This window comes from Octadecabacter ascidiaceicola, from assembly GCF_900185015.1.
Classification (GTDB): Bacteria; Pseudomonadota; Alphaproteobacteria; order Rhodobacterales; family Rhodobacteraceae; genus Octadecabacter; species Octadecabacter ascidiaceicola.
Genome location: NZ_FXYD01000001.1, coordinates 417,805 through 442,150, shown reverse-complemented (window position 1 = coordinate 442,150; position 24,346 = coordinate 417,805). Strand labels below are relative to the sequence as shown.

Sequence of the window (24,346 nt, the reverse complement as noted above, 5' to 3'; positions counted from 1 at the left end):
TGAAAGCTGCAACGTAGCGTTCTGAATTTGCGCATTTTTCGGCGTTTGCTGCCTAGGGCCGCATGGCTTAGGCTTTGATGAACTGGGCGCGATTCGAAATGCAAAGCCCATAGGTGGCGGCTGTTGAGAGTGATCTGGTGTCGCTTTCAAGGCTGGAAAGGACAGGCAGATGAGCGAACTTCCCGAACTTGAAACCCGGATAATGGCCGCGTTGGCGCGGATCAAAGCGGGGGTTGCCGCGCAAACTTCGCCTGCACCAGCACCGGCGAGCGACGTAGATGCGGACGCACTTGCAGTGCAAGTCAGTGCCCTGACAGCCAAGCTCGACGAAGAGCAAACAGCCAATGCCCAGCTTGAAGAACGCGTGAAGCTGCTGAAAGAACGTCAAGACGGCAAACTTGCCGAACTTGAAAGCAACGTTGATGCAGGCCGCGCAAGATCTTCGCGCATGGACCGCGAGTTACAGCGACTGCGCCAAGTGAACGCTGAACTGCGCGACATTAATGGCCAACTGCGCGGGGCCCTGTCCGAAGGGGTGAGCGAGCCGCATTTGGTGAACAAAGCCATGCTTGCCGAACTCGAGGCGCTGCGTGCCACACGTGCTGCTGACGCCGCAGAGATGGACGCGATTTTGGAAGAACTGACGCCGATCATTGAACGGGAGGCCGCAGATGCCACAGGTTGAGATCACAATCGGAGGCCGCAATTTTGAGGTCGCATGTCAAGACGGTGAAGAGCAGTTCCTGATGACAGCGGCCGCGATGCTGGATGTTGAAGCATCATCCTTGTCGACCCAAGTCGGACGCATGCCGGAAAGCCGCATGTTGTTGATGGCGGGTCTGTTGTTGGCGGATCGTACGGCAGGGCTGGAGGACAAAGTACGCGAGGCCGAAGGTAAACTGGCGCAAGTTCAAGCACAGCTAGAAACCGCAAGCTCGCAAAGCAGTGTGGAACGCGTCGAGGTTCCGGTGATTCCCGAGGGTTTCGTGGATACAATGTCAGAAATTGCGAAACGTGCTGAAGCAATCGCGGATGATGTGGAAAGCCGCGCTGCGGGCTAGGGCCAAATCTTTTGAAAGATTTGTGGGCAAATCCTAAGATAGGATTTGCCCGCTTTTCGTTTAGGCGTTGGCTTCGCGAATTTTGTCTGCGGCTTCTTTGTCGTAGGTCACGCCGTTTTCTGTGAACAATGTGTCGAGTTCACCAGACAGGGTCATTTCTGTGATAATGTCACACCCGCCCACGAATTCACCTTTGACGTAAAGCTGAGGGATTGTTGGCCAGTCGGAATAATCCTTGATGCCTTGGCGGATGTCTTCGTCAGCTAGAACGTTCACGTCTTCAAATTCAACGCCCATGAAGTTCAAAACACCAGCCACGCGGGACGAAAACCCACACTGCGGCATGGATTTCGTGCCTTTCATGAACAGCACAACATCGTTGGCGGTGACGGTGTCTTTGATTTGTGTTTCAGCGGTCATTTGGTTTCGTCCTTATTGCGGGCTTTTGCGGGCATCATAGCCTGCGCATGTTTTTGCGGGTCTTTGGTGTGGCGTACAGTAATGATTTTACCAAAGCCACGTGAACTATCACTGGGAATAAAAACTGATTTCACTGTATCGCCGTGACCGTGGGCGGTTCCACGGCGTTTCTGGTGGCCATTAATCTTACGAACCTCGCTTCGGATCAACCGCCAAACTAGAAAAGCACCCAATGCTACGAAAATAAAGGGCAGGGCGAACTGTATTTCATCCGTCGTGATACAACTGAATAGTTCTGGGTCACATCGTTCTTCAGGGTCCATTTTTACTTCCCTTACGCACAATCTTTTGATTGGCGTGGGTGATGTCGAGTTCTTCCATTCCCGTATAGCCCTTAATCGTTTTTGGGTCGGGCTTCATATGGCTAAGTGGTCGCACGTGGCGGTTGGCGTACCAATCGTCAGCTAAAATCCCGAGCACGAGGACGAGGCCGCCGATTGTTAACCAGCCGAGCATTACTCAGGCGCCTTGGTTGTCAACGCGAGGGCGTGCAGGTCTCCGTTTGATCCGTCCATTTTGCCTTTCAACGCAGAATAAACTGAGCGTTGCTGTTGCACGCGGTTCTTACCTGCGAAACTGGCGTCGATTACCTCTGCGGCGAAATGTGCGCCGTCGTCGCCTTGCACGGTGATTTGCGCGTCAGGAAAGGCGTCGCGTAGGAGTATTTCAATTTCAGGGGCGGAGATGGGCATATGGAATTCCTTTGGTTTGTATAGAACCTAGGGCGCAGGTGCGCTGCGTTCAAGGGCGGTGCCCGTTAAGACGCGCCCCTTCTGGCCAAGATGAAACGGTTTACGCGAACGTATCCGCGAAGGTAGACCGGAATGTCGCTGCGAGGTCCGCAAGCGGCGCACCGGAATCGCCCATCGTAACCTGATCACCGCCAAATTTACCGACGGTTTGGATCGTTACACCAGCGTTGCCTGCCGCGATCATCAGGTGTTCGGCTTTGTCAAAGCTGCACGCGATGAGGTAACGGGCTTGGTCTTCGCCAAACAGTTCCGCTGTGTCTTCGCTGGCGAGTTGGACGCCAGTTTCGGCGGCTTCCGCCATCTCAAAGGCCGCCAAAGCGAGACCACCATCGGCGAGGTCCGTACAAGCGTCGATCCATTCGGCGTTGGCGCGGATGAAGTCGCCGTTCAGCTTTTCCGCTGCGAGGTCGACGTTTGGTGCGTCACCGTCTTCGCGGTTGAAGACTTCAGCGAGGAGGGCGGATTGGCCGAGGTGCGTGCCTGTTTCGCCAACCATCAGCAGAACGTGGCCCTCACGGGCCGTTCCAGCGATTAGGTCGTCGGTTGATTTCAGCAGGCCAACAGCGCCAATCGTCGGGGTCGGCAAGATGCCAGTGCCGTCTGTTTCATTGTAAAGGGACACGTTGCCGGACACGATTGGCATGTCCAAAGCTTCAACAGCTTTGCCGATACCTTTGATCGCGCCAACGAATTGTCCCATGATTTCAGGCTTTTCGGGGTTGCCGAAGTTCATGTTGTCGGTTGTCGCCAGTGGGGTCGCGCCAACAGATGTGAGGTTGCGGTAGGCTTCAGCCACGGCCTGTGCACCGCCCATTTCTGGGTTCGCTTTGACATAACGAGGGGTCACGTCGGAGGTGAAGGCGATGGATTTGTCGGTGCCGTGCACGCGTACGATGCCAGCACCAAGTCCCGGTGCGCGGACCGTGTCGGCCATGACTTGGCTGTCGTATTGCTCATAAACCCACTGTTTGCCGGCGTAGTTTGGCGCGGCGAGGAGGGCTTTAAGGCCGTCGATCGGGTCGATGTTTGGGGCGTCGGCAAGTGGTTCAGCCGCAGGCGTTTCCACCCATGGGCGGTCATATTCTGGGGCAGAGCCGGACAGGGTTGCCAGTGGCAGGTCGGCCTTAACTTCGCCGTTGTGCAGCACCAAGAAGCGGTCTTCGGCGATGGTTTCGCCAACGATTGCAAAGTCGAGGTCCCATTTGGTGAACACGGCGCGGGCTTCGGCCTCAAGTTCCGGCTTCAAAACCATCAACATGCGTTCTTGGGATTCTGACAGCATCATTTCATAGGCTGTCATGTTGGTTTCGCGCTGTGGCACATCTTCGAGGTTCAGTTTTACACCGAGGCCACCTTTGTCGCCCATTTCAACGGCAGAACAGGTGAGGCCAGCCGCGCCCATGTCTTGGATGGAAATCACAGCGCCCGTGGCCATGAGTTCAAGTGTCGCTTCCATCAGGCGTTTTTCGGTGAAAGGGTCGCCAACCTGAACGGTTGGGCGTTTGTCCTCAATCGTGTCGTCGAATTCGGCGGAGGCCATTGTTGCACCGCCAACGCCGTCGCGGCCTGTTTTCGCACCAAGGTAAACGACGGGCATGCCGATGCCGGAAGCCGCAGAGTAGAAAATCTTGTCCGTATCTGCGAGTCCCGCAGCGAAGGCGTTGACCAAGCAGTTGCCGTTATAGGCAGGGTGGAATCGCACTTCGCCGCCAACAGTTGGAACGCCAAAACAGTTGCCGTAGCCGCCGACACCTTCAACCACTCCATGCACCAGCTGGCGGGTCTTGTGGTGCGCTGGCTCACCGAAGCTGAGGCTGTTCATGGCTGCAATCGGACGCGCGCCCATTGTGAACACGTCACGCAGAATGCCGCCTACACCTGTGGCCGCGCCTTGGTATGGTTCGATGTAGGACGGATGGTTGTGGCTTTCCATTTTGAAGACGACGCATTGGCCGTCGCCGATGTCGACGATACCTGCGTTTTCACCTGGGCCGCAGATGACCTGTGGGCCTTCCGTTGGCAGGGTGCGCAGCCATTTCTTGGAGGACTTATAAGAGCAGTGCTCGTTCCACATGGCGCTGAAAATGCCGAGTTCAGTGAATGTCGGCTCACGCCCAATGATTTCTAATATCCGGTCGTATTCGGAAGGGGACAACCCGTGGGCTGAAATCAGATCGGTTGTGATGGCTGGCTCTTGCATGTGGATCCCCTCAGAAGCTTGAGGCTCCTTTAAGCCAAGGTAGGGCTGGGTTCAACGGGGAAGGCGAGCGTGTACTGATGCGTCCGAAATTTTGGAAAAGAACGTTAGCTCAGTCATTCAATAGAACTTCGCAATGTCTTTGAGGGGCCTTAGAAAAAGAAACGCCGGGCACAAGGCCCGGCAAAGTCCAACAGGGAGGTATAAAGCAGCATTGCTGCCCTATACCGAACAATTAGTAGGCAGGTTTGAGTCGATCAAGATCAAATGGCCGCCATCCGTGCAATCCCGCTATGCGTGTGGCGCATGGGTCACGACGCATTCGCTACGGAAAATGGCAGATTATTTTAAAATCGATGCGCCGTCGCGGATGCTTCTGCGGTGGGAGATAATTTCATCTTGAACGAAGTCGCGGAAGGCCATGATGCGCTTGGATTGGCGCAGTTCTTCAGGATAGGCAAGGAAAACAGGGACTTCGCCGCTTTCAACCTCGGGAAGAACGCGAACAAGATTGGGGAAATCTTCGGTAACATAGTCGGGCAAAACGCCAATACCGAGGTCCGAGAGGACCGCCTGAAGTACGCCAAAGTAGTTATTCACGTTCAAAAGGTTGGGTTTGTCGTGGGACAAAAGCTGTTCAACCAGTGTCGCCCCTGCAGCTACCTGAAATGCATTCGGGCTTTGGCAAATAAGGCGATGCTTGCCGATATCCTTCATACTCTCCAAGTTTCCAACGCGATCGAGGTATGTTTGGGATGCATAAAGGCGCATGCGCACGGTCATCAGTTTCTTGCGGATCAGGTCGGCCTGTGACGGTTCTTTCATACGAATGGCGACATCTGCTTCGCGCATTGGCAAGTCCAGCACGCGTTCCTCCAGCATCAAATCGATATTCAAGTCAGGATACTTTTCATAAAGCGCGGGCAAGCGGGGGGCGAGCCAAAGTGTGCCAAATCCGGTCGTTGTTGTGACCTTAAGTTCACCGAACACTTCTTCAGCGCTGTCTTTGATGCGCGCGCTGGCGGCATCCAAGCGCCGTGACATGGATTTGGTGGCGTCAAACAACAGCTCACCCTGTTCTGTCAGAATCAAACCGCGGGCGTGACGGTGAAACAGAATCGTTGAAAGTGATTCCTCAAGCGCGCGAATTTGGCGCGACACGGCAGATTGGGACAAATGCAGTGTATCACCAGCGTGAGTCAGCGAACCCGCGTCAGCGACTGCGTGAAATATTCTTAGCTTGTCCCAGTCCATCCGGTATCCTTGCTGCATCTGTTAACGCTCACACCATTCCACTTGTTACCCGAGCTTTATGACTGTTTCAGTTCGTGATGTCAGGCACAAATACTGTTGGTAGGTCAGCAATTATGACCTAAGATGATTGCAGAGACGCGAAATCTAGCAGGGAGGTGCTGTATGACCCGTCAAGATATTACACTGAATGACCGTTACGACCTGAGCAAACGACAGGTCTTGCTGAATGGCACACAGGCGCTGGTGCGTCTGATGCTTATGCAAAAGGCACGAGATGAGGCAGCGGGGCTGAATACGGCTGGGTATGTAACCGGGTATCGAGGTTCACCGCTTGGCGCAGTTGATATGCAGATGGAGCGTGCGGAAAAGCAGCTCACCGAGGTAGATGTAACGTTCCAACGCGGGTTGAACGAAGATTTGGCTGCGACTGCCCTTTGGGGAAGCCAGCAGGCGGAACTGCGCGGCGAGGGATCATATGATGGGGTCTTTGGCTTGTGGTACGGCAAGGGACCGGGGGTGGATCGATCGGGCGATGTAATGCGCCATGCGAACATGGCTGGAACCTCGCCCGCAGGCGGTGTCATCATGGCGATGGGCGATGACCACACAGGCGAAAGTTCAACGACTTTGCACCAATCTGATTGGGCGATGGTGGATGCCTATATGCCCATCGTTTCGCCAGCTGGGGTGCAAGAAATCCTTGATATGGGGCAATATGCCTGGGCGTTAAGCCGCTTTGCAGGTGTTTGGGTCGGCCTCAAGACGATGAAAGACACGATTGAGGTCACCAGTGTTGTGGATGGTGACCCGTTTGCTCAAGAGTTTGTTACTCCTGAATTTCCCATGCCCGAAGGTGGTTTGAATATCCGGCTTGTCGATACGCCTGTCGATCAAGAAGCCCGTATGATTGACCACAAACGTTTTGCGGCAGAAGCGTTTGCGCGTGCCAATAAGATCGACAAGGTCGTGTGGCCCAACAAAGGCGCGAAAATTGGCTTAGTTGCAGCGGGCAAGAACTGGTTGGACTTGCAGCATGCCATGTCATTGCTTGGCATTGATGAGGCAGAGGCCGAGCGTCTTGGTATCACTACCTATAAGGTAGGGCAGGTGTGGCCGCTTGATATGGACAGCTTCCATGAATGGGCCGAGGGGCTGGAGTTGATCATTTCAGTTGAGGAAAAACGCAAGCTAATCGAAGTGCAGATCAAAGAAGCGATTTTTGATGATCGTGACGGACGTCGTGTTTACGGCTGGCATAAGGGCGAAAACCGTGAGAACGGCCGCCGCGAGGAGTTTTTCCCAACCCGATTTGCGCTTGATCCGATCTTTATCGCCGAGAAGCTCGGCGGAGTGTTGATTGAGGAAGGCTGTGCCTCTGAAAAGGTGGAGGGCGGCTTAGCAAAGCTGGCCGAAGCAAAACGTGCTGATAATGCTGAAGAAATCGCAGCGCGTTTGCCGTATTTCTGTTCCGGTTGTCCGCATAACTCGTCCACCAAAGTTCCTGAAGGCGCGCGCGCCTATGCGGGGATCGGGTGTCACTATATGGTTCAATGGATGGACCGCGACACGGTTGGGTTTACGCAGATGGGGGGCGAAGGCGCGAACTGGGTGGGTGAAGCGCCGTTTTCAAACCGTGGTCACGTATTTCAGAACCTCGGTGATGGGACGTACAACCATTCAGGCGTTCAGGCGATCCGCTTTGCGTTGATGGCTGGCACAACGATGACCTACAAGATCCTGTATAATGACGCCGTCGCGATGACAGGCGGGCAGGGAAATGATGGTGGCCTAACCCACGACCAGATTTGCCGTGAAGTATTGGCGATGGGTGTTGAGACTGTGCACATGGTCCATGATCCTGCGGAGGGTGCTGATCTTTCGAATGTGCCATCAGCGGTTAAGATTTCGACGCGTGACCGCCTAGAGGAAGTTCAAAAAGAGTTGAGCGAAGTCAAAGGTGTATCGGTTCTTGTTTATGTACAAACCTGCGCCGCCGAGAAGCGCCGTCGCCGCAAGCGTGGGCTGTTTCCTGACCCAGACAAACGCGTGTTCATTAACACGGACGTCTGCGAAGGTTGCGGTGACTGTGGGGTTCAATCCAATTGCGTGTCCATCGTTCCCGTCGAGACTGAACTTGGGCGCAAACGCGCGATTGATCAATCGAGCTGCAATAAGGATTTCTCCTGCGTAAATGGTTTCTGCCCATCATTCGTAACGGTCGAAGGGGCACAGTTGAAGAAGGCCGCGACAGCGACGGTGACGTTGCCCGACATGCCTGACCCTGCATTGCCAGCGATTGATGGCACGCACAATGTAGTCATCACAGGCGTCGGTGGCACGGGCGTGGTCACCATTGGCGCGGTGCTGGCAATGGCGGCGCATGTGGATGGCAAGGCCGCTGGTATGATGGAAATGGCGGGGCTGGCCCAAAAGGGCGGTGCCGTACATATTCACTGCCGGATTGCCGAAACGGCCAGTGACATCAATGCAATCCGTGTTTCGACTGGTGAGTGCGACGCATTGATTGGTGGGGATTTGGTTGTTTCGGCTGGATCGAAAACCATCGGTCTCATGGCAACGGGCCGTACACGCGGCGTCGTTAATGCGCATGAAATTATCACGGGGGATTTTACTCGTGACATTAGTTTCAAACTCCCTGCAGATCGTCTGACCCTCGCGCTTGAGGCGCGACTTCAGGACGGCCTGTCGATGTTTGACGCTTCTGAATTGGCCAAAGCGCTAATGGGGGATGCGATTTACTCCAACATGATGGTGTTTGGCGCTGCGTGGCAGGTGGGTGCAATTCCGGTTTCCGGTGCGTCCATTCGTGCCGCGATTGAGCTGAATGGGACCGCCGTTCAGCGCAATTTGCAGGCCTTTGAATATGGTCGTTGGGCGGTTTTGCATGCTGAGGACGCCGCTAAGGTCTTATCACCAGACGTCGTGGAACTTCCGAAATCTCTTGGTGAAAAGATTGCGTTCCGTGAAGCGCATCTAACGGCTTACCAGAATGCGGCATACGCAAAACGATACACGGATCTGGTGGAAAGCTGTGATAGCGACCTGCGCGAAGCGGTGGCCTTGGGGTACCATAAGCTACTGTCTTATAAGGACGAATATGAGGTCGCGCGGTTACTTATCGACACGAAAAAGAAGGTGCAGGCGACGTTTGATGGGGATTTGAAACTAACCCATCACCTTGCCCCGCCGATCTTTAGTAAAGCGGGTTCGAACGGGCGGCCAACCAAACGCGCGATGCCAAAACTGACTGCGAAACTGTTCCCGCTTCTTGTGCGAATGAAAGGTTTGCGGGGGACCGTGTGGGATGTATTTGGCCGAACTGCAGAACGCAAAATGGAACGTGAATTGATCACGCAATACGAGGCCGACATGGAGGAGATGCGCAGCCTTGTTCGCCCTGACACCAAGGAGGCGGCTATAGCGTTGGCGAAGCTGCCGCTCGACATTCGTGGGTTTGGTCCTGTGAAGCATGAGAACGTGCTGAAAACAGCGAAGAGGCGTGAGGAATTGCTTGCAACTTTGCGGGCGACAGAGACGCGTTCGGCTGCTGAGTAGTTTCGCTGGAAGTTCAAACGAGTACGGGTTACTTAGTGGCAGAATGAGTTGACGACGGATGTTATGCCGAAGAACCAAGTCGCGCGCGATATTTCTTATGCCAGCTCTGCTGCCTCAAAAGGCGGACGTGCGGTTATTCGAGTGATGGAAAACGCCACAGGGCGAATTCGCCTGATCCGCAAGGCCCGTGGATATGACACTGAGGTCGCGCAGGGTGCCGACTTTTGGCGCGTCATAACAGAGCGATATAAACTGAACCTCAACGTGATTGGTGGGTCATTGGAGAATATTCCGAAGACCGGACCGCTGATCGTCGTGTCAAATCATCCGTACGGCATTCTGGATGGTTTAATGATGGGGCGCATTCTATCTGAGCGCCGTGGAGGGGATTTCAAAATCCTTGCAAATTCGGTATTTCGTAAATCCCCCGATCTGGAAAGGGTCATCTTGCCGGTGTCGTTTGATGAAACGAAGGAGGCCGCAAAGCTGAACCTTGAGACCCGCAAAGAAGCGCTGCGCTATCTTGGGGAAGGTGGCGCGATGGGGATTTTCCCGGGCGGCACAGTGAGCACGTCAGCACGGCCTTTTTCCAAACCGATGGACCCGCAATGGCGCAATTTCACGGCCAAGATGGTGTCAAAAAGCGATGCGGTTGTCGTCCCGATTTTCTTTGAAGGCGCTAATAGTCGCGCGTTCCAATTGGCGAGCCATTTGCACACCACATTGCGGATGGGGTTATTGGTCCGTGAGTTCAGGGCGCGGGTCGGGTCAGACGTGCGAGTTGTTATCGGAAAGCCTATTCCCGCCGATACGCTTGATGCCTATAAAAGTGATGCGACAAGCTGCATGGATTTCTTGCGAAAAGTCACGTATGAGCTAAGCCCGAAGCCTTTGAATGTTCACACATTCGGGCATGAATTTGACGAACGCTATAAACGCAAAGGTTAAGCAGATGGCAGTAGGTATATTTGACAGTGGTTTAGGCGGGTTGACGGTACTGGATGCGGTACAAAAGCGCCTGCCGGATGTGCCGTTCGTCTACTATGCCGATAGTGCCCATGCGCCTTACGGCGTGCGTACGGCTGATGACATCTACGACAAAACCACAGCTGCGACCCAAGCGCTGTTTGATGCCGGATGTGATCTGGTGATCTTGGCCTGCAACACGGCGTCGGCTGCTGCACTGCGAAAGATGCAAGAAGGCTGGGTGCCTGAGGGAAAACGCGTGCTTGGTGTGTTCGTTCCCTTGATCGAAGCCCTGACCGAACGTGCATGGGGGGATAATTCTCCGCCGCGCGAAGTTGACGTGAAGCATGTGGCGCTGTTTGCGACGCCTGCGACCGTGTCCAGCCGCGCATTCCAGCGTGAGCTGTCTTTCCGCGCGATTGGCGTTGATGTCGAAGCGCAGGCCTGCGGTGGTGTCGTTGACGCGATTGAAGATAATGATCTGATCTTGGCAGAAGCATTGGTGAACAGCCATGTAGATGCGCTGAAACGTAAAATGCCACAACCAGACGCAGCGATTTTGGGATGTACGCATTATCCGTTGATGCAGGACACGTTCCAGAAGGCGCTTGGCGATGACGTTAAGGTTTTTTCGCAGGCCAATCTGGTTGCCGAAAGCTTAGCGGATTATCTGGACCGCCACCCACAGATGGTAGGCAGTGGCGAGGCCTGTTTCCTGACGTCTGGTGACCCAAAACGCGTGAGCAATAGCGCCACGCAATTCCTGCGACGAGAGATTCAGTTTCAAGCCGCTTAACTGATACTTTACGCACGCCAGAACACATGGTTTTGGCCACGGAGACATTGAAATGACTTATAAAATCGCAATCCTTGGGGCCTCTGGCTATACGGGCGCTGAACTGGTGCGCTTGATTGCTGGCCACCCGCATATCGAAATCGCAGCACTTTCGGGCAATTCCAAAGCCGGGCAAAGCATGGCCCAGGTGTTTCCACACCTACGTCATCTAGACTTGCCGGTTTTGACAACCATTGATGACGTTGATTTTGAAGGCATTGATCTGGCGTTTTGTGCGTTGCCGCATAAGACCAGCCAAGAGGTGATCTCGAAGCTGCCAAAGACGCTAAAGATTGTTGATCTCAGCGCCGACTTCCGTTTGCGCGATCCTGAGGTCTATCAAAAGTGGTACGGGAACGCGCATTCAGCCGTTGAGCTGCAAAAAGAGGCTGTTTACGGCCTGGCCGAGTTTTACCGTGATGAGATTGCCAGAGCGCGGTTAGTGGCCGGAACGGGTTGCAATGCGGCGACGGGCCAATTTGCGCTGCGGCCTTTGATCGCAGCGGGGGTGATCGACCTTGATGAAATCATCATGGATTTGGCCTGCGCGGTGTCTGGCGCGGGGCGGTCTTTGAAGGAAAACCTGCTGCACGCAGAACTGTCGGAAGGCGCGCATGCCTATGCCGTCGGTGGTACGCACCGTCATCTGGGCGAGTTCGATCAAGAGTTTTCAGCGATTGCTGGGCGGTCGGTTGAGGTTCAGTTCACACCGCACTTAATTCCTGCAAACCGTGGAATTCTTGCGACAAATTACGTTAAGGGTGATGCGCAGACCATTCATGATGTGTTGGTTAAGGCCTACACGGACGAGCCATTCATCGTCGTGCTGCCCTTTGGCGAACACCCGAGCATTCGCCATATCCGTGGGTCCAACTTCTGTCACGTCGGGGTGGTTGCGGATCGTCGCGATGGGCGGGCCATTGTCATAGCAGCACTCGATAACCTGACCAAAGGGTCCAGCGGGCAAGCCTTGCAGAACGCAAATCTGATGTTAGGTCTTCCTGAGACTGAGGGGCTTATGATGGCTCCGTTATTCCCGTAAGGTAGTCCGATGAAATCGCTTAAGAAAACACGCCGTATCCAGATTATTGTCGTGGCTTTCGTTGCCCTTGGCTTGTCCACGGCTGTAATTGGTTATGCGCTTCGCGATGGTATCAACTATTTCCGATCCCCCAGTGAAGTGCTGGCCGAACCGCCACAAGAATCTGAGCTGTTCCGTATCGGTGGTATGGTGCAGGCAGGTTCAATCGTGCGCGGTGAGGGCACCCATGTGTCCTTCGTTGTGACCGATTGCTTTACGGCTGTTCCAGTGACGTTTGAGGGCATTTTGCCAAGCCTGTTTGAAGAAGGCCAAGGCATGGTCGGGCAAGGAAACTACATTAACGGCACGTTTGAAGCTGTTGAAATTCTTGCAAAACATGACGAAACATACATGCCGGCAGAAGTTGAAAACATGCACGAGCAGCAGAACTATTGTGAACCCGTTGAAGAGCAAGCAAGCGACGCAACGGACGGTGCCGTTACCAGCGGTTAACCCCATACGGGCACCCTTTATGCGCAATTGCATGGGGGTGCCGCGATGCACAATGTTCAAGAAATCGCCGAAGGTATTGTCGCCCGAGAAGGCGGATACGTTAACGACCCTGATGATCCCGGTGGTGCGACAAATCATGGTGTGACCATTCACACGATGCGCCGGCTTGGGCTTGATCTTGATGGCGACGGGCAGGTGACGGAACAGGACGTACGCGTGCTCACGCGCGAACAGGCTGTCACCATTTTCATTGACCACTACTTTTTTCGCCCGAATATCAGCAGGCTGCCAGCCGCGCTGCAAGCGTCCGTGTTTGATATGTATGTGAACGCCGGTGCCAATGCGGTTCGGATTTTGCAGCGTTTGCTGCAAGATATGCGCATAGCGGTGATCGTTGATGGGGTGATCGGGCCGCAGACGATCGCCGCAGCGGAACAGGGCATGGCAGCGGCCGTTGATCACTTCGTTGATGCCTACGGCATTGCACGACGAAACTATTACTACGCGCTCGCGGATGCGCGTCCCGCCAGTCGTAAATACGCACAGCGGCGCGATGGTGGGAAAGGCGGTTGGATTACACGGGCGGAAGAGTTCATTTCGCCACGGTTTCACCTGAGCGACGCCCAGCATCGCGATAGGACAGCAAGATGGGTTTGATTGAACGGATATTCACGGGCGTGTTTGGCGATGGCCGCAATGTCGTCGCCGAAACCGCACATGTTTTTCGCGAGAACGCCGAAGGCGCGGCTGTGCGTCAGGCGGGGATAAAACGCCAATCCATGCAGCAATTCGCGTCCGAGTTCGCTGTACCTCGGTCGGGCTTCTTTGACCGGTTGATGGACGGATTAAACCGTCTGCCGCGCCCCTTGTTGGCGTTCGGCACCATTGGGTTATTTGTGGTCGCGATGGTTGATCCGGTATGGTTTGCGACACGAATGCAGGGCATTGCACTGGTGCCGGATCCGTTGTGGTGGCTTATGGGAGCGATTGTCAGCTTCTATTTTGGCGCACGTCATCAAGCCCATAGTCAGGATTTTCAACAATCAATCGCGCAAACAATGGCGCGGGTTCCGACAGTGATCGAAAATACGCGTTCGCTTCAGGCAATGCAGTATGACACGCCGCAAGTCGCACAAAGTTCGCCTTCAGCCGATCTGACGTTGGGAGCAGTAACGCCTGCGTCAAACCCAGCGCTCGTCGAATGGCAGCACCACCAATCGTAGCCGTGACGTTTCGCCCAGTTTTGTGATCGCAGTTTCGCTGGCGGCGCAGCGCATCTGACCTATAATCGCGCCATGATTATTGAACTCGGACACTTCGCATTGATTCTGGCCGCCCTCGTTGGGGTCGTGCAGATGGTTGTACCAATTTTTGGCGCTCACAAGGGATGGCGTGGCTGGATGGCACTGGCCGATCCTGCGGCGACGGTGCAGTTCCTTCTCGTTGGATTTAGTTTCGCTGCACTAATGTATGCCTTTGTCGTATCTGATTTCTCGCTGCGCCTAGTGGCGGCCAACAGCCATTCCGACAAGCCGATGCTCTATAAAGTTAGCGGCGTTTGGGGGAACCATGAAGGCTCGATTCTGCTTTGGTTGCTGATCCTTGTGCTGTTCGGCGCTTGTGCCAGCTGGTTCGGGAGCAACTTGCCCGCCAGCTTGCGCGCACGAGTTCTAGGCGTTCAGGCTGCAGTTAGTATCGCGTTTTATGGCTTCATTCTGTTCACATCCAACCCGTTTGAGCGGTTGGAGTATCCTCCGTTTAACGGCCAAGACTTGAACCCGCTGTTGCAAGATCCGGGCCTCGCGTTTCATCCGCCGTTTTTGTACCTCGGCTATGTTGGTCTCAGCATGTCATTCTCCTTTGCGATCGCCGCCTTGCTCGAAGGGCGCGTTGATGCCGCTTGGGGGCGTTGGGTGCGCCCTTGGACCTTGGCGGCGTGGATATTCTTGACCATCGGCATCGCGCTCGGCTCATGGTGGGCCTATTACGAACTCGGGTGGGGCGGTTTCTGGTTCTGGGATCCGGTCGAAAATGCATCCTTTATGCCGTGGCTATTGGCCGCTGCTTTGTTGCACTCCGCTATCGTGGTTGAGAAGCGCGAGAGCCTGAAAGCATGGACCATTCTCTTAGCAATCCTTGCATTCGGGTTCTCATTGCTTGGGACATTCATCGTGCGATCCGGCGTGCTGACGTCGGTGCATGCCTTCGCCAACGATCCTGAACGCGGCGTGTTTATTCTTATGATCCTTGGGGTTTTCGTTGGCGGGGGGCTGCTGTTGTTTGCCTTGCGCGCCAAAGCCATGGAAGCCAAAGGCGTGTTCGGGCTGGTCAGCCGTGAAACGGCGTTGGTGTCCAACAACGTGCTGCTTGCTGTGTCGAGCTTCGTGGTTTTCTGGGGCACGATCTGGCCATTGGTGGTTGAGATCGCATCCGCAAGCCCCGTCTGGAGCGGCGGCATGGCGAACCCGTTTTATACGTTCGGGTTATTCGACAAACCTGAACAGGTCTCTGTCGGCCCGCCGTTCTTTAACTTCGCGTTCACGCTGATCTTTGTTCCGTTGGCAATCATTTTGCCTGTCGGTGCGGTGCTTGCGTGGAAACGCGGCAGCCTAAGTAAGGCTATGAAGTCTATGGCACCAATTGCGGTGCTTGCGATTGCCCTCGGGGCATTGGCATTCGCAATGCAAACGGGTCGCTCTGCTATGGGGCCCATTGGCGTGGTCTTAGGCGTTTGGGTTGTGGGTGGCGCATCTATGGACATTTGGCTGCGCACAGGGCGCGGTGCGCTTTCGGATCGGCTGAAACGCCTTACCAGACTGCCACGCGCGGACTGGGGGAAGTTCACAGCACATGCAGGCCTTGGGATCACGGTGTTTGCGGTTGCTGTGTTAATGGCGTGGGAAGCGGAGGACATCCGTGTGGCCCAAGTTGGCGATCGCTGGGGAGTTGGTATCCACGAAATCGAATTGGCCGCAGTCGTTGAGATTGATGGGCCGAATTACTACGGCGAAGGCGGCGAGATGAATGTCTATCGCAACGGTCGTTTTGTCGGGCAGGTGTTTGCCGAAAAACGCGTCTATCCAGTGGCACAGATGCCGACAACAGAAGCCGGCATTCGTAATGGCGTTCTACGGGATGTTTATGTTGTGCTTGGGGATCCACAAACCGGCGGGGGGTGGGCTGTGCGCACCTACATTAAGCCCTTCGCGAACTGGATTTGGGGCGGTGCGATCTTGATGGCATTGGGTGGTTTTATTTCCCTTTCAGATAGACGCTTGCGCGTTGCGGCTGGTGCGGCAAAGACCACCTCAAACACGGTGCCAGCAGAATGAGGTGGCTGGCGTTCATTCTGTGCATGCTCGCAGCGCCCTTAGCGGCTGTTCAACCGGATGAGGTGTTGGAGGACGCAGCGCTGGAACTTCGCGCTCGTGCTCTGTCTGAGGGGCTACGTTGTCCAGTTTGTCGCAACGAAAGCATTGATGAGAGCAACGCAGGAATTTCGCGTGACCTGCGTATTCTGCTGCGTGAGCGGCTTGTTGCGGGCGATACTGACGATGAAGCCGTGCAGTACCTGGTTGACCGCTACGGCGAATACATCCTGCTCAGTCCAAAGGTTGAGGGTGCAAATTTCGCGCTGTGGCTCGCCGCGCCGATTATGCTGTTTTTGGCAGGTGGTATCGCGGCTGTCACGATACGTGGTCGGTCCCGCGCCGTCGGCCCTGAAGCGCTGAGCGACGAAGAACAGGCCCGTATTGATAAGATCATGAAATCCTAAACCACGCTGGTTTCTATGACGTTGCGTTTAGGCTTTTCTGAACCGGAGAGTTTAGTAGTGTAGGTGCAACGCCACACAAAGGACGCCCAATGGAATATTCCGCCATCCGCCTCGAGACAGCAAATAATGTAGCCACGCTGACACTGAACCGTCCGGACATGAAAAACGCGCTGAATGTTCAGATGCGGGCTGAAATTACTCACGCCGTTAAAGCGGCGGAACGTGAGGCACGTGTGTTGGTGATCGGTGGCGCGGGGGATGCGTTTTGTTCCGGACAAGACTTGGGAGACCGCGGTAACGCCACGAACCTAGATTTGGAACGCACCCTGCGGGATGAATATGTGCCGATGCTTAAGGCGATCTTTGACTGCAAAATCCCGACAATCTGCGCGGTGCATGGTGCGGCGGCAGGGGCGGGGGCGAACCTTGCGCTGGCGGCTGACGTGGTGATCGCGGCTGAGGAAGCCTATTTTATTCAAGCGTTTACCCGTATTGGCCTGATCCCTGATGCAGGTGGCACCTATTGGTTGCCGCGTCAGATGGGGGCTGCAAAGGCGATGGGCGCTGCGTTGTTTGGGGACAATATTACAGGCCGTCAGGCCGCCGACATGGGCATGATCTATGAAGCAGTTCCGCTGAAAGAATTCGACACCCACGTCGCAAACCGCGCTTTGCACCTCGCCGCTGGCCCAACGGCAGCATATCAGCGCGTCAAAACCGCGCTGCGAGGGTCATTTGAAAGCACACTAGATGAACAGCTTGCGACCGAAGCGCGTTTGCAAGGTGAATGCGGCAAAACCCGCGACTTCCAAGAGGGCGTATTGGCGTTCCTAGAGAAGCGCCCTGCGAAATACGAGGGACGTTAAATTACCTGAAGCACCGACGCAGCTTGAACGTCAACAGCAGATACAGATTCATCCGTGCTGACTGTCGCGATTTGTATACCGTCAGCGAAAACATTGACGACATAGGAAGATTCGTAGCTGCGGTTCAAACGTGCTGCTCCTTCTTCGAAGGAAAGAACAGGGGTGGCGGTAGCCCCATCATGGAGGATGACCAGCACGTCTTCGGATGGATTGAACCCGTGAATCATAACTCCAGGTGGATCGTCTATTGTTACTTCCTCAGTGTCATGGATGAAGGTGACATCACCTTCTCCGTCAAGGGCTTCGCCGAGTTCGGAAAATACGATGAAGGTATCCTTACCACTGTGTGAACCGCGTGCTTCATCAGCTTCGTCTGTAAGGTAATAGAAGTCATCACCATTCCCGCCTACAAGAGAGTCGAAATAGCCGTCACCACCTTTGACGGCTAAAAATGCGTCGCGGCCAAATTCATCAAGATCACTGCCATCGCGGATTGCCCGAAATGTAGCGGGATCAATTGAAGGGAAAGAACTTCCTAGGAGTAGATCATCACCATCACCGCCGAATATGGTGTCTGCACCGTCTCCTCCAATTCCTATATCGTCGCCATCGCCGCCACTGAGAATATCTATACCGTCACCGCCATTCAGGATGTCGTCGCCGACGTCGCCCACAAGGGTATCATCGCCGTCACCGCCGAATAGGCCATCGATCCATTCGCCGCCGTGAAGCACATCATTGCCACCGTCGCCTTCCAACAGATCTTTACCCAGCCCGCCAAAGAGGATGTCATTGCCATCACCGCCATCGAGGTCATCAAAACCGGAACCGCCATCCAGGGTGTCGTTCCATGCGCCTCCGGAGAGGGTGTCATATCCTGAGCCACCGGAAACCGAGTCCTTACCACGCCCACCTTCGATGGTGTCATTGCCTTCGCCACCTGAGAGTGTGTCAAAACCTTCACCGCCATCAATGTTGTCATCTCCGTCCGTTCCCAAAAACAAGTCTGGACCACCGGTAAGCACAACCGCATCGTCACCATCTGTCGGGAGAGGTGGGGTATCTGGCGTTGAGTCTTCTGGATCGCTATCCGAGGAGGAGGCAGAGAATAACGAGAGCAGGCCAAACCCAAGCAACAACGGTAACAAAATTTCCACGACTCAACTCCAGGGTGATGAATTTACAGAGTATTAAACTTGTTTGTGATGATAGTCTCGGCGGATCAAGAAACAATCTGTTTCTGGCCTGTCTATTTAGCCACCACGCTTTTAGCCTAAAAGGATTAGCGGGCTACACAAACGAAAAGGGCCCCCGAGATATGTCACGGAGGCCCTAGCATGAATGTGAGTTTGCCTAGCGCTTTTCGATGTCCACGTAATCGCGTGATGTTTCGCCCATGTACAGCTGACGTGGACGGCCGATTTTCAGCTGTGGATCTGCGAGCTGTTCTTTCCACTGGGAAATCCAGCCAACTGTCCGCGCCATCGCGAAGATTGGTGTGAACATAGATGTCGGGAAGCCCATCGCTTCGAGGATGATGCCGGAGTAGAAATCAACGTTCGGGAACAGCTTCTTTTCTGCGAAGTACGGATCCGCAAGCGCTTGCTTTTCAAGCTCCATTGCGACCTGCAACAGCGGGTTGTCTTCCACGCCGAGCAGTTCAAGCACTTCGTCAGCGGACTCTTTCATAACAGTCGCGCGTGGGTCGAAGTTTTTGTAAACGCGGTGGCCAAAGCCCATCAAACGGTAGCTGTCGTTCTTGTCTTTCGCGCGGGCGATGAACTCAGGAATGCGGTCAATAGAACCGATCTCTTTGAGCATTTCCAAGCAGGCTTGGTTGGCACCACCGTGGGACGGGCCCCAGAGACAAGCGATACCAGCAGCGATACATGCAAACGGGTTTGCACCCGAAGATGATGCAAGACGTACAGTAGATGTTGATGCGTTCTGCTCGTGATCCGCGTGGAGTGTGAAGATGCGGTCCATCGCACGGGCGAGGATCGGATTCACTTGGTACTCTTCTGCTGGAACAGAGAAACACATGTTCAGGAAGTTGGACGCATAGTCCAAGTCGTTGCGCGGGTACACGAACGGCTGGCCGATGGAGTATTTATAGGCCATGGCAGCAATCGTTGGCATCTTCGCCACAAGGCGGATGGACGCAACTTCGCGCTGGTGTTCGTCGTTGATGTCAGTGGAGTCGTGATAAAACGCGGACATCGCACCTACAACACCAACCATTGTCGCCATTGGCGGCGCATCGCGACGGAAGCCACGGAAGAAATTGTGCATCTGTTCGTGGATCATCGTGTGGTTTGTTACCAGACGCTCAAACTTCTCAAGTTCGTCGGCTTCTGGAAGGTAGCCGTAAAGCAGCAAGAAGCATACTTCGAGGTAGTGGGACTGGCTGGCCAGCTGATCAATCGGGTAACCGCGGTGCAAAAGCTCACCTTTGTCGCCGTCAATGAACGTGATTGTACTGTCACAGGCAGCGGTGGACGTGAAGCCCGGATCATATGTGAACACACCAGCCTGACCGTAAAGCTTGCGGATATCGATAACATCAGGGCCCGCAGAAGGAGTGTGGATCGGCAGCTCAAAAGAATTGCCATCAATCGTCAACGTCGCGTTCTTGGTCATGTTTATCCCTTTCTAGGTACGCCCTTGGTGGACCCAAGTGGCGTCTGCGGTTTTCCGGTCAAGACACCCCGTACCTGCAAAAGGTAACGAAAGTGTTTCAGCCAGTTGCGTCCTCGATGCGGGCGATTGTTTCGTCGCGCCCAAGGACCAGCATCATATCAAAGACCGAAGGGGAAACATGTCGTCCAGCGAGGACCGCCCGAAGAGGCCCTGCAAGCTTGCCAAGTTTTGTATCATGGGCCTCAGCGAGGGCGGCCACGATCCCTTCGAGTTCGTCTCTCGCCCAGCTAACAGTTTGCAACTGCGGCGTCAATTCTTTCAGTATACCTTTGTGTACATCATCGAGTGATTTTGCTGCCTTTTCAGTGATCTCGATAGGGCGAGATGTAAGAACAAATTGTGCTTTATCAATAAGTTCCGGAAAGGTCTTCGCGCGTTCTTTCAGGCTTTCCATCGCTTTCAACAATCCGTCATGCTGTTGTGACGTCAGGGCGTTTTGCTGGGTCGCAGCAAGAAAGGCCTCCAATTCATGCAGCAGTGCAGCATTATCTGACACGGCGATGTGCTGGCCACAGATGTTTTCCAGCTTCTTTGTGTCAAAGCGCGCAGGGCTTTTGCCGATACCGCCAAGGTCAAACCACTCACGAGCTTGGGCATCGCTGAAAAACTCGTCATCGCCGTGGGACCAGCCCAGTCGGGTCAAATAGTTGCGCATGCCGGCCGCTGGGTATCCCATAGCCTGGTATTCAGCCGCACCTGTCGCACCGTGGCGTTTGGATAGCTTTTTACCGTCTGGACCAAAGATCAACGGGATATGGGCGAGGGTGGGTTTGTCCCAACCCATCGCGTCGTAGATCAGGTTTTGACGGAATGCATTGGCGAGATGGTCATCCCCGCGAATAACGTGGGTCACACCCATATCGTGGTCATCAACAACAACTGCCAACATATAAACGGGCGAACCGTCGCTGCGCAGCAGGATCATGTCATCAAGCTGTTCGTTCTGCCATGTTACGTCGCCCTGAACCTCGTCATGAAGCGTCGTCGCGCCTTCCCGTGGGGCTTTGACGCGGACAACGAAAGGCAGATCAGGGTGATCTGCATCCGCCACATCGCGCCAAGGAGAACGATAGAGGGTCGAGGTTTTGTTTGCACGCGCTTCCTCGCGGAAGGCTTCGATTTCGTCCTGTGTGGCAAAGCATTTATAGGCGTGCCCATTGGCGAGCATTTCCTGCGCAACCTCAACGTGACGTGCAGCTTGTGCGGCTTGCGACGTTGGCTCACCATCCCAATCAAGGCCAAGCCATGTCAGGCCGTCCAAGATGGCCTGCGTGTTTTCGTCCGTTGAGCGGGCTTTGTCTGTGTCTTCAATACGCAGCAAGAACTTACCGCCGCGTCCACGTGCATAAAGCCAATTGAACAATGCTGTACGAGCGCCGCCAATGTGCAATGCCCCAGTTGGGGACGGGGCGAAACGGGTGACAACTTGAGCTTGCGACATGGGAAATTAACCTTTTGCTAACCACCATTTCGTTAGGATTGGCGGGCTTGAAGCGGGAATACTAACAGCGCGGGGTAAGGACAAGTGCGCATGCTGAATGACGCATGGGCGCAGGTTACTGCGCAGCGTGGTGATCTGTTTGGCTGGGCGCCTGTTCTGTTTGGCATCGGTATCGCGGGGTACTTTGCTGCGCCTGTCGAACCAGCTGTTCTAACCACATATTCAGCGTTCGCACTGTCGGTCGCGTTGTTTGGTGCGCTTGTCGTTTGTTCTGAACGTTTTAGTCTTTGGATTACAGTCCTTGCTTTGCTTTCAGGAGGGTTCGCAATCGCGGGGCTTCGCACCAATATGGTCGCCGAACCTGTGTTGGAGTTTCGGTACTACGGTCCGATCCAAGGCCGTATTATCGAGATTGACCGCTCGAACTCAGACGCTGTGCGGCTAACGCTAGACCACGTCGTCCTGTCGCGCATGGAAATGCAACGCACACCAGCGACGGTTCGGGTGTCACTACATGGCGAACAAGGGTTTTTCGCACCTGAGCCAGGGCAGGTGGTTTTGATGACGGGGCATTTGTCCCCACCAAGCGGTCCTGTTGAACCGGGGGGATTTGATTTTCAACGTATGGCGTGGTTCGAAGGCTTGGGGGCCGTTGGATATACGCGCACTCCCGTTCTATTGGGCGCTGAGGCCGAAGAAGGAGCCGCGGGCCTTTGGGTTTACCGCCAACGGGTGGCGATCAGTGCGGCGGTTCAGGATCGTCTGAACGGCGAATCTGGTGCCTTTGCGGCGGCCATCATGACGGGGGACCGTTCCGGCATGGGGCAGGACAGTGTAAACGCGCTGCGGGCCTCAAACCTCGCGCACTTGCTGGCGATTTCCGGGATGCACATGGGGATTCTCGCGGCGTTTATTTTTTCTACACTGCGTTACGCCATGGCGCTTTGGCCCTATGCCGCGTTGCACTGGCCGGTAAAAAAGATCGCCGCCGTGGGCGCGTTGGTCTCGGCAGCTGGATACTTGGCCTTGTCAGGTGGAAACGTATCCACAGAGCGGGCCTTCGTCATGGTGGCTGTTATGTTAATCGCCGTTCTTTTCGACCGACGCGCCCTAACGCTGCGGGCGGTCGCGATTGCTGCGATGATCGTGCTGACATTGCGCCCTGAAGCACTGTTCGGCCCCGGCTTCCAGATGTCTTTTGCTGCGACCACGGCACTGGTCGCAGTATTCGGGCTGATGAGACAGTTAGAGCTGCCTGACGTTCCAAGGTGGGTGAAATCTGTTTGTGCTGTTTTCCTGTCATCCTTGGTCGCAGGGTTGGCAACCGCACCGTTTGCGGCATTCCATTTCAACCAAATCGCGCAATTCGGCCTGATCGCGAACCTGCTGTCGGTGCCGCTTATGGGAACACTGGTGATGCCCGCAGCCGTGGTTGCAACGGTATTCGCGCCACTCGGGCTTGAGATGATTGGCCTTTGGGTCATGGATCTTGGGTTGCGTTGGATATTGGCCGTCGCGCACTTCGTGGCCAATCAGGACGCCGCCTTGCGCCATGTACCGACGCCCGGATCAGAGGTTCTAGCGATGATTTCGCTGGGCGGTCTGTTTGTAGTTCTTTGGCGTGGTCGGTTGCGTTGGCTTGGTGTCGCCCCCGTCCTATCGGCATTTGTGTTGTGGCATATTGTGGAACGTCCCGCGCTATTGATCGCAGATACAGGGTCCCTGATCGGGGTTATGACACCTACAGGGCGAGCCGTTTCCAAAGAAAGAGGAGAATCCTTTGCCGTTGGCAATTGGTTGGAAAACGATGGCGCACCGGTTGCCCAGGTCGTGGCGTTTAGCCGTGACGGGTTGATTGAGGAGGGGCGAACCGTGTTCGCAAGGGTTGGTGACAGTCGTGTGTTGAACCTGCGCGGATCAATGGCAGTCGCAGCGCTCGATGGGTGTGGCGGCGCAGACCTTGTTATTACCAATCAGGAATTGGACAACATTGAAGGCTGTACTGTCTTTGACATCAGACGCTTACGCCAATCGGGTGCTTTAGCGGGCTATATCGAAAACGGGAAGTTGACGCTAATCAGCGCGCAGGACCAAACAGGGGAGCGGTACTGGAACACCGCATCCCTACGTCGTCGTCTTTTTGATTAGTAAGTGCGGATCAAACCGACCAAACGGCCCTGCACCTTGACCTGATCACCGCGGAACAGACGCGTTTCATAGGCGGGGTTGGCTGCCTCAAGCGCGATGGCGTCACCGTTGCGACGATAGCGCTTTAGCGTGGCTTCAGAATCTTCCACCAAGGCGACAACAATATCGCCATTGTCCGCCGTAGAGCTTTCACGGATTACCACGACATCACCGTCGTTAATTCCGGCGTCAATCATGGAATCGCCCTTAACTTCAAGGGCATAGTGTTCGCCTTTACCAACCATAGAAGACGGAACGGACACATTATGACTGATCTCTGAAATGGCAGCGATCGGAACACCAGCAGCGATCCGTCCCATTACCGGAAGATCAATCGCACCGCCGTTCTCAAGCGGCTGTGCACCGGCGGGGCGGCTGTCAGGACGGTCGCCATCAATGACGCGCGGCTGGAAGCCACCCGCTACGGGTGCGTCAAACTTTGCCTGAAGGGCGTCTGGCAGTTTCACGATTTCCAATGCACGGGCACGGTGGGCGAGGCGGCGGATAAATCCGCGCTCCTCAAGCGCTGTAATCAGGCGATGGATGCCCGACTTGGACCGCAGATCAAGCGCCTCTTTCATTTCATCAAAGCTTGGGGGGACACCGTCACGTTGCACCCGTTTCTGGATGAACTCCAACAGATCAAGTTGTTTCTTCGTGAGCATATGCCCTCTCCCTCAATGGTCTTTGTTAAGGGATGTTCTAGACTTGTTCTCGTTTTG

At 54.9% G+C, this 24,346-nt stretch carries 23 protein-coding genes; 13 read left to right on the top strand and 10 right to left on the bottom strand.

From position 1 onward, the window contains the following. The first annotated feature begins 169 nt into the window (after positions 1 to 169). Together OCA8868_RS02140 and OCA8868_RS02135 are read left to right on the top strand one after the other, a co-directional pair. Positions 170 to 685, top strand: a complete 516-nt coding sequence (locus OCA8868_RS02140; RefSeq protein WP_093994898.1) for a hypothetical protein — start codon at positions 170 to 172, stop codon at positions 683 to 685. Further along, positions 672 to 1,061, top strand: a complete 390-nt coding sequence (locus tag OCA8868_RS02135; RefSeq protein WP_093994897.1) for a cell division protein ZapA — start codon at positions 672 to 674, stop codon at positions 1,059 to 1,061. The genes OCA8868_RS02140 and OCA8868_RS02135 overlap by 14 nt, the downstream gene beginning before the upstream one ends. A 60-nt stretch (positions 1,062 to 1,121) precedes the next feature. Here the strand turns inward: OCA8868_RS02135 and grxD are convergent, their stop codons facing one another. The 6 genes from grxD to OCA8868_RS02105 all read right to left on the bottom strand — a co-directional run bounded on the left by grxD (position 1,122) and on the right by OCA8868_RS02105 (position 5,744). Then, the gene (gene grxD / locus OCA8868_RS02130; RefSeq protein WP_093994896.1) at positions 1,122 to 1,481 is read right to left on the bottom strand and encodes a Grx4 family monothiol glutaredoxin; all 360 of its coding nucleotides are present in this window, start codon (positions 1,479 to 1,481) and stop codon (positions 1,122 to 1,124) included. Next, positions 1,478 to 1,804: a hypothetical protein gene (locus OCA8868_RS02125; RefSeq protein ID WP_093994895.1), complete on the bottom strand. Its 327-nt coding sequence runs from the start codon at positions 1,802 to 1,804 to the stop codon at positions 1,478 to 1,480. The genes grxD and OCA8868_RS02125 overlap by 4 nt, the downstream gene beginning before the upstream one ends. After that, the gene (locus tag OCA8868_RS02120; protein WP_093994894.1) at positions 1,794 to 1,997 is read right to left on the bottom strand and encodes a hypothetical protein; all 204 of its coding nucleotides are present in this window, start codon (positions 1,995 to 1,997) and stop codon (positions 1,794 to 1,796) included. The genes OCA8868_RS02125 and OCA8868_RS02120 overlap by 11 nt, the downstream gene beginning before the upstream one ends. Further along, the gene (locus tag OCA8868_RS02115) at positions 1,997 to 2,233 is read right to left on the bottom strand and encodes a BolA/IbaG family iron-sulfur metabolism protein (RefSeq protein ID WP_093994893.1); all 237 of its coding nucleotides are present in this window, start codon (positions 2,231 to 2,233) and stop codon (positions 1,997 to 1,999) included. Before OCA8868_RS02115 ends, OCA8868_RS02120 begins: the two co-directional genes overlap by 1 nt. Positions 2,234 to 2,333: 100 nt before the next feature. After that, positions 2,334 to 4,493 carry a phosphoribosylformylglycinamidine synthase subunit PurL gene (gene purL, locus OCA8868_RS02110; protein ID WP_093994892.1) on the bottom strand — a complete coding sequence of 720 codons (2,160 nt, stop codon included), beginning with the start codon at positions 4,491 to 4,493 and terminating at the stop codon, positions 2,334 to 2,336. A 339-nt stretch (positions 4,494 to 4,832) separates the two neighbouring features. Further along, the gene (locus OCA8868_RS02105; protein WP_093994891.1) at positions 4,833 to 5,744 is read right to left on the bottom strand and encodes a LysR family transcriptional regulator; all 912 of its coding nucleotides are present in this window, start codon (positions 5,742 to 5,744) and stop codon (positions 4,833 to 4,835) included. Between the two features lie 162 nt (positions 5,745 to 5,906). Between OCA8868_RS02105 and OCA8868_RS02100 the strand changes: the two genes are divergently transcribed. The 10 genes from OCA8868_RS02100 to OCA8868_RS02055 all read left to right on the top strand — a co-directional run bounded on the left by OCA8868_RS02100 (position 5,907) and on the right by OCA8868_RS02055 (position 17,296). Next, positions 5,907 to 9,320 (top strand): indolepyruvate ferredoxin oxidoreductase family protein, encoded by a 3,414-nt coding sequence (locus OCA8868_RS02100; RefSeq protein ID WP_093994890.1) that lies wholly within the window; start codon positions 5,907 to 5,909, stop codon positions 9,318 to 9,320. 63 nt (positions 9,321 to 9,383) lie between these two features. Beyond that, complete coding sequence (locus tag OCA8868_RS02095) at positions 9,384 to 10,268, top strand: lysophospholipid acyltransferase family protein (RefSeq protein WP_093994889.1); 885 nt, start codon at positions 9,384 to 9,386, stop codon at positions 10,266 to 10,268. A gap of 4 nt (positions 10,269 to 10,272) precedes the next feature. Further along, the gene (murI, locus tag OCA8868_RS02090; RefSeq protein ID WP_093994888.1) at positions 10,273 to 11,082 is read left to right on the top strand and encodes a glutamate racemase; all 810 of its coding nucleotides are present in this window, start codon (positions 10,273 to 10,275) and stop codon (positions 11,080 to 11,082) included. 52 nt (positions 11,083 to 11,134) lie between these two features. Beyond that, a complete protein-coding gene (argC, locus tag OCA8868_RS02085) occupies positions 11,135 to 12,163 on the top strand; it encodes an N-acetyl-gamma-glutamyl-phosphate reductase (RefSeq protein WP_093994887.1) in 1,029 nt (342 codons plus the stop codon). Between the two features lie 9 nt (positions 12,164 to 12,172). Beyond that, on the top strand, positions 12,173 to 12,655 hold the full coding sequence (gene ccmE / locus OCA8868_RS02080; protein ID WP_093994886.1) for a cytochrome c maturation protein CcmE: 483 nt from the start codon (positions 12,173 to 12,175) through the stop codon (positions 12,653 to 12,655). A gap of 45 nt (positions 12,656 to 12,700) precedes the next feature. Beyond that, positions 12,701 to 13,312, top strand: coding sequence for a holin-associated N-acetylmuramidase (locus tag OCA8868_RS02075; protein WP_093994885.1), 612 nt, complete (start codon positions 12,701 to 12,703; stop codon positions 13,310 to 13,312). After that, positions 13,303 to 13,878, top strand: a complete 576-nt coding sequence (locus OCA8868_RS02070; RefSeq protein ID WP_093994884.1) for a holin family protein — start codon at positions 13,303 to 13,305, stop codon at positions 13,876 to 13,878. Before OCA8868_RS02075 ends, OCA8868_RS02070 begins: the two co-directional genes overlap by 10 nt. A 72-nt stretch (positions 13,879 to 13,950) precedes the next feature. Beyond that, a complete protein-coding gene (locus tag OCA8868_RS02065) occupies positions 13,951 to 15,987 on the top strand; it encodes a heme lyase CcmF/NrfE family subunit (RefSeq protein WP_093994883.1) in 2,037 nt (678 codons plus the stop codon). Beyond that, positions 15,984 to 16,430, top strand: a complete 447-nt coding sequence (locus OCA8868_RS02060; protein WP_093994882.1) for a cytochrome c-type biogenesis protein — start codon at positions 15,984 to 15,986, stop codon at positions 16,428 to 16,430. The genes OCA8868_RS02065 and OCA8868_RS02060 overlap by 4 nt, the downstream gene beginning before the upstream one ends. A gap of 89 nt (positions 16,431 to 16,519) precedes the next feature. After that, positions 16,520 to 17,296, top strand: coding sequence for an enoyl-CoA hydratase-related protein (locus OCA8868_RS02055; RefSeq protein WP_093994881.1), 777 nt, complete (start codon positions 16,520 to 16,522; stop codon positions 17,294 to 17,296). Here the strand turns inward: OCA8868_RS02055 and OCA8868_RS02050 are convergent. The 3 genes from OCA8868_RS02050 to gltX form a co-directional block, all read right to left on the bottom strand. Beyond that, complete coding sequence (locus OCA8868_RS02050; protein ID WP_093994880.1) at positions 17,293 to 18,453, bottom strand: calcium-binding protein; 1,161 nt, start codon at positions 18,451 to 18,453, stop codon at positions 17,293 to 17,295. The genes OCA8868_RS02055 and OCA8868_RS02050 overlap by 4 nt on opposite strands. A gap of 196 nt (positions 18,454 to 18,649) precedes the next feature. Next, positions 18,650 to 19,936 (bottom strand): citrate synthase, encoded by a 1,287-nt coding sequence (locus OCA8868_RS02045; protein ID WP_093994879.1) that lies wholly within the window; start codon positions 19,934 to 19,936, stop codon positions 18,650 to 18,652. A gap of 97 nt (positions 19,937 to 20,033) precedes the next feature. After that, on the bottom strand, positions 20,034 to 21,437 hold the full coding sequence (gltX, locus tag OCA8868_RS02040) for a glutamate--tRNA ligase (protein ID WP_093994878.1): 1,404 nt from the start codon (positions 21,435 to 21,437) through the stop codon (positions 20,034 to 20,036). A 90-nt stretch (positions 21,438 to 21,527) separates the two neighbouring features. Between gltX and OCA8868_RS02035 the strand changes: the two genes are divergently transcribed. Next, the gene (locus OCA8868_RS02035; RefSeq protein ID WP_179214747.1) at positions 21,528 to 23,585 is read left to right on the top strand and encodes a ComEC/Rec2 family competence protein; all 2,058 of its coding nucleotides are present in this window, start codon (positions 21,528 to 21,530) and stop codon (positions 23,583 to 23,585) included. Here the strand turns inward: OCA8868_RS02035 and lexA are convergent. After that, positions 23,582 to 24,289: a transcriptional repressor LexA gene (gene lexA / locus OCA8868_RS02030; protein ID WP_093994876.1), complete on the bottom strand. Its 708-nt coding sequence runs from the start codon at positions 24,287 to 24,289 to the stop codon at positions 23,582 to 23,584. The genes OCA8868_RS02035 and lexA overlap by 4 nt on opposite strands. Between the last annotated feature and the right edge of the window lie 57 nt (positions 24,290 to 24,346).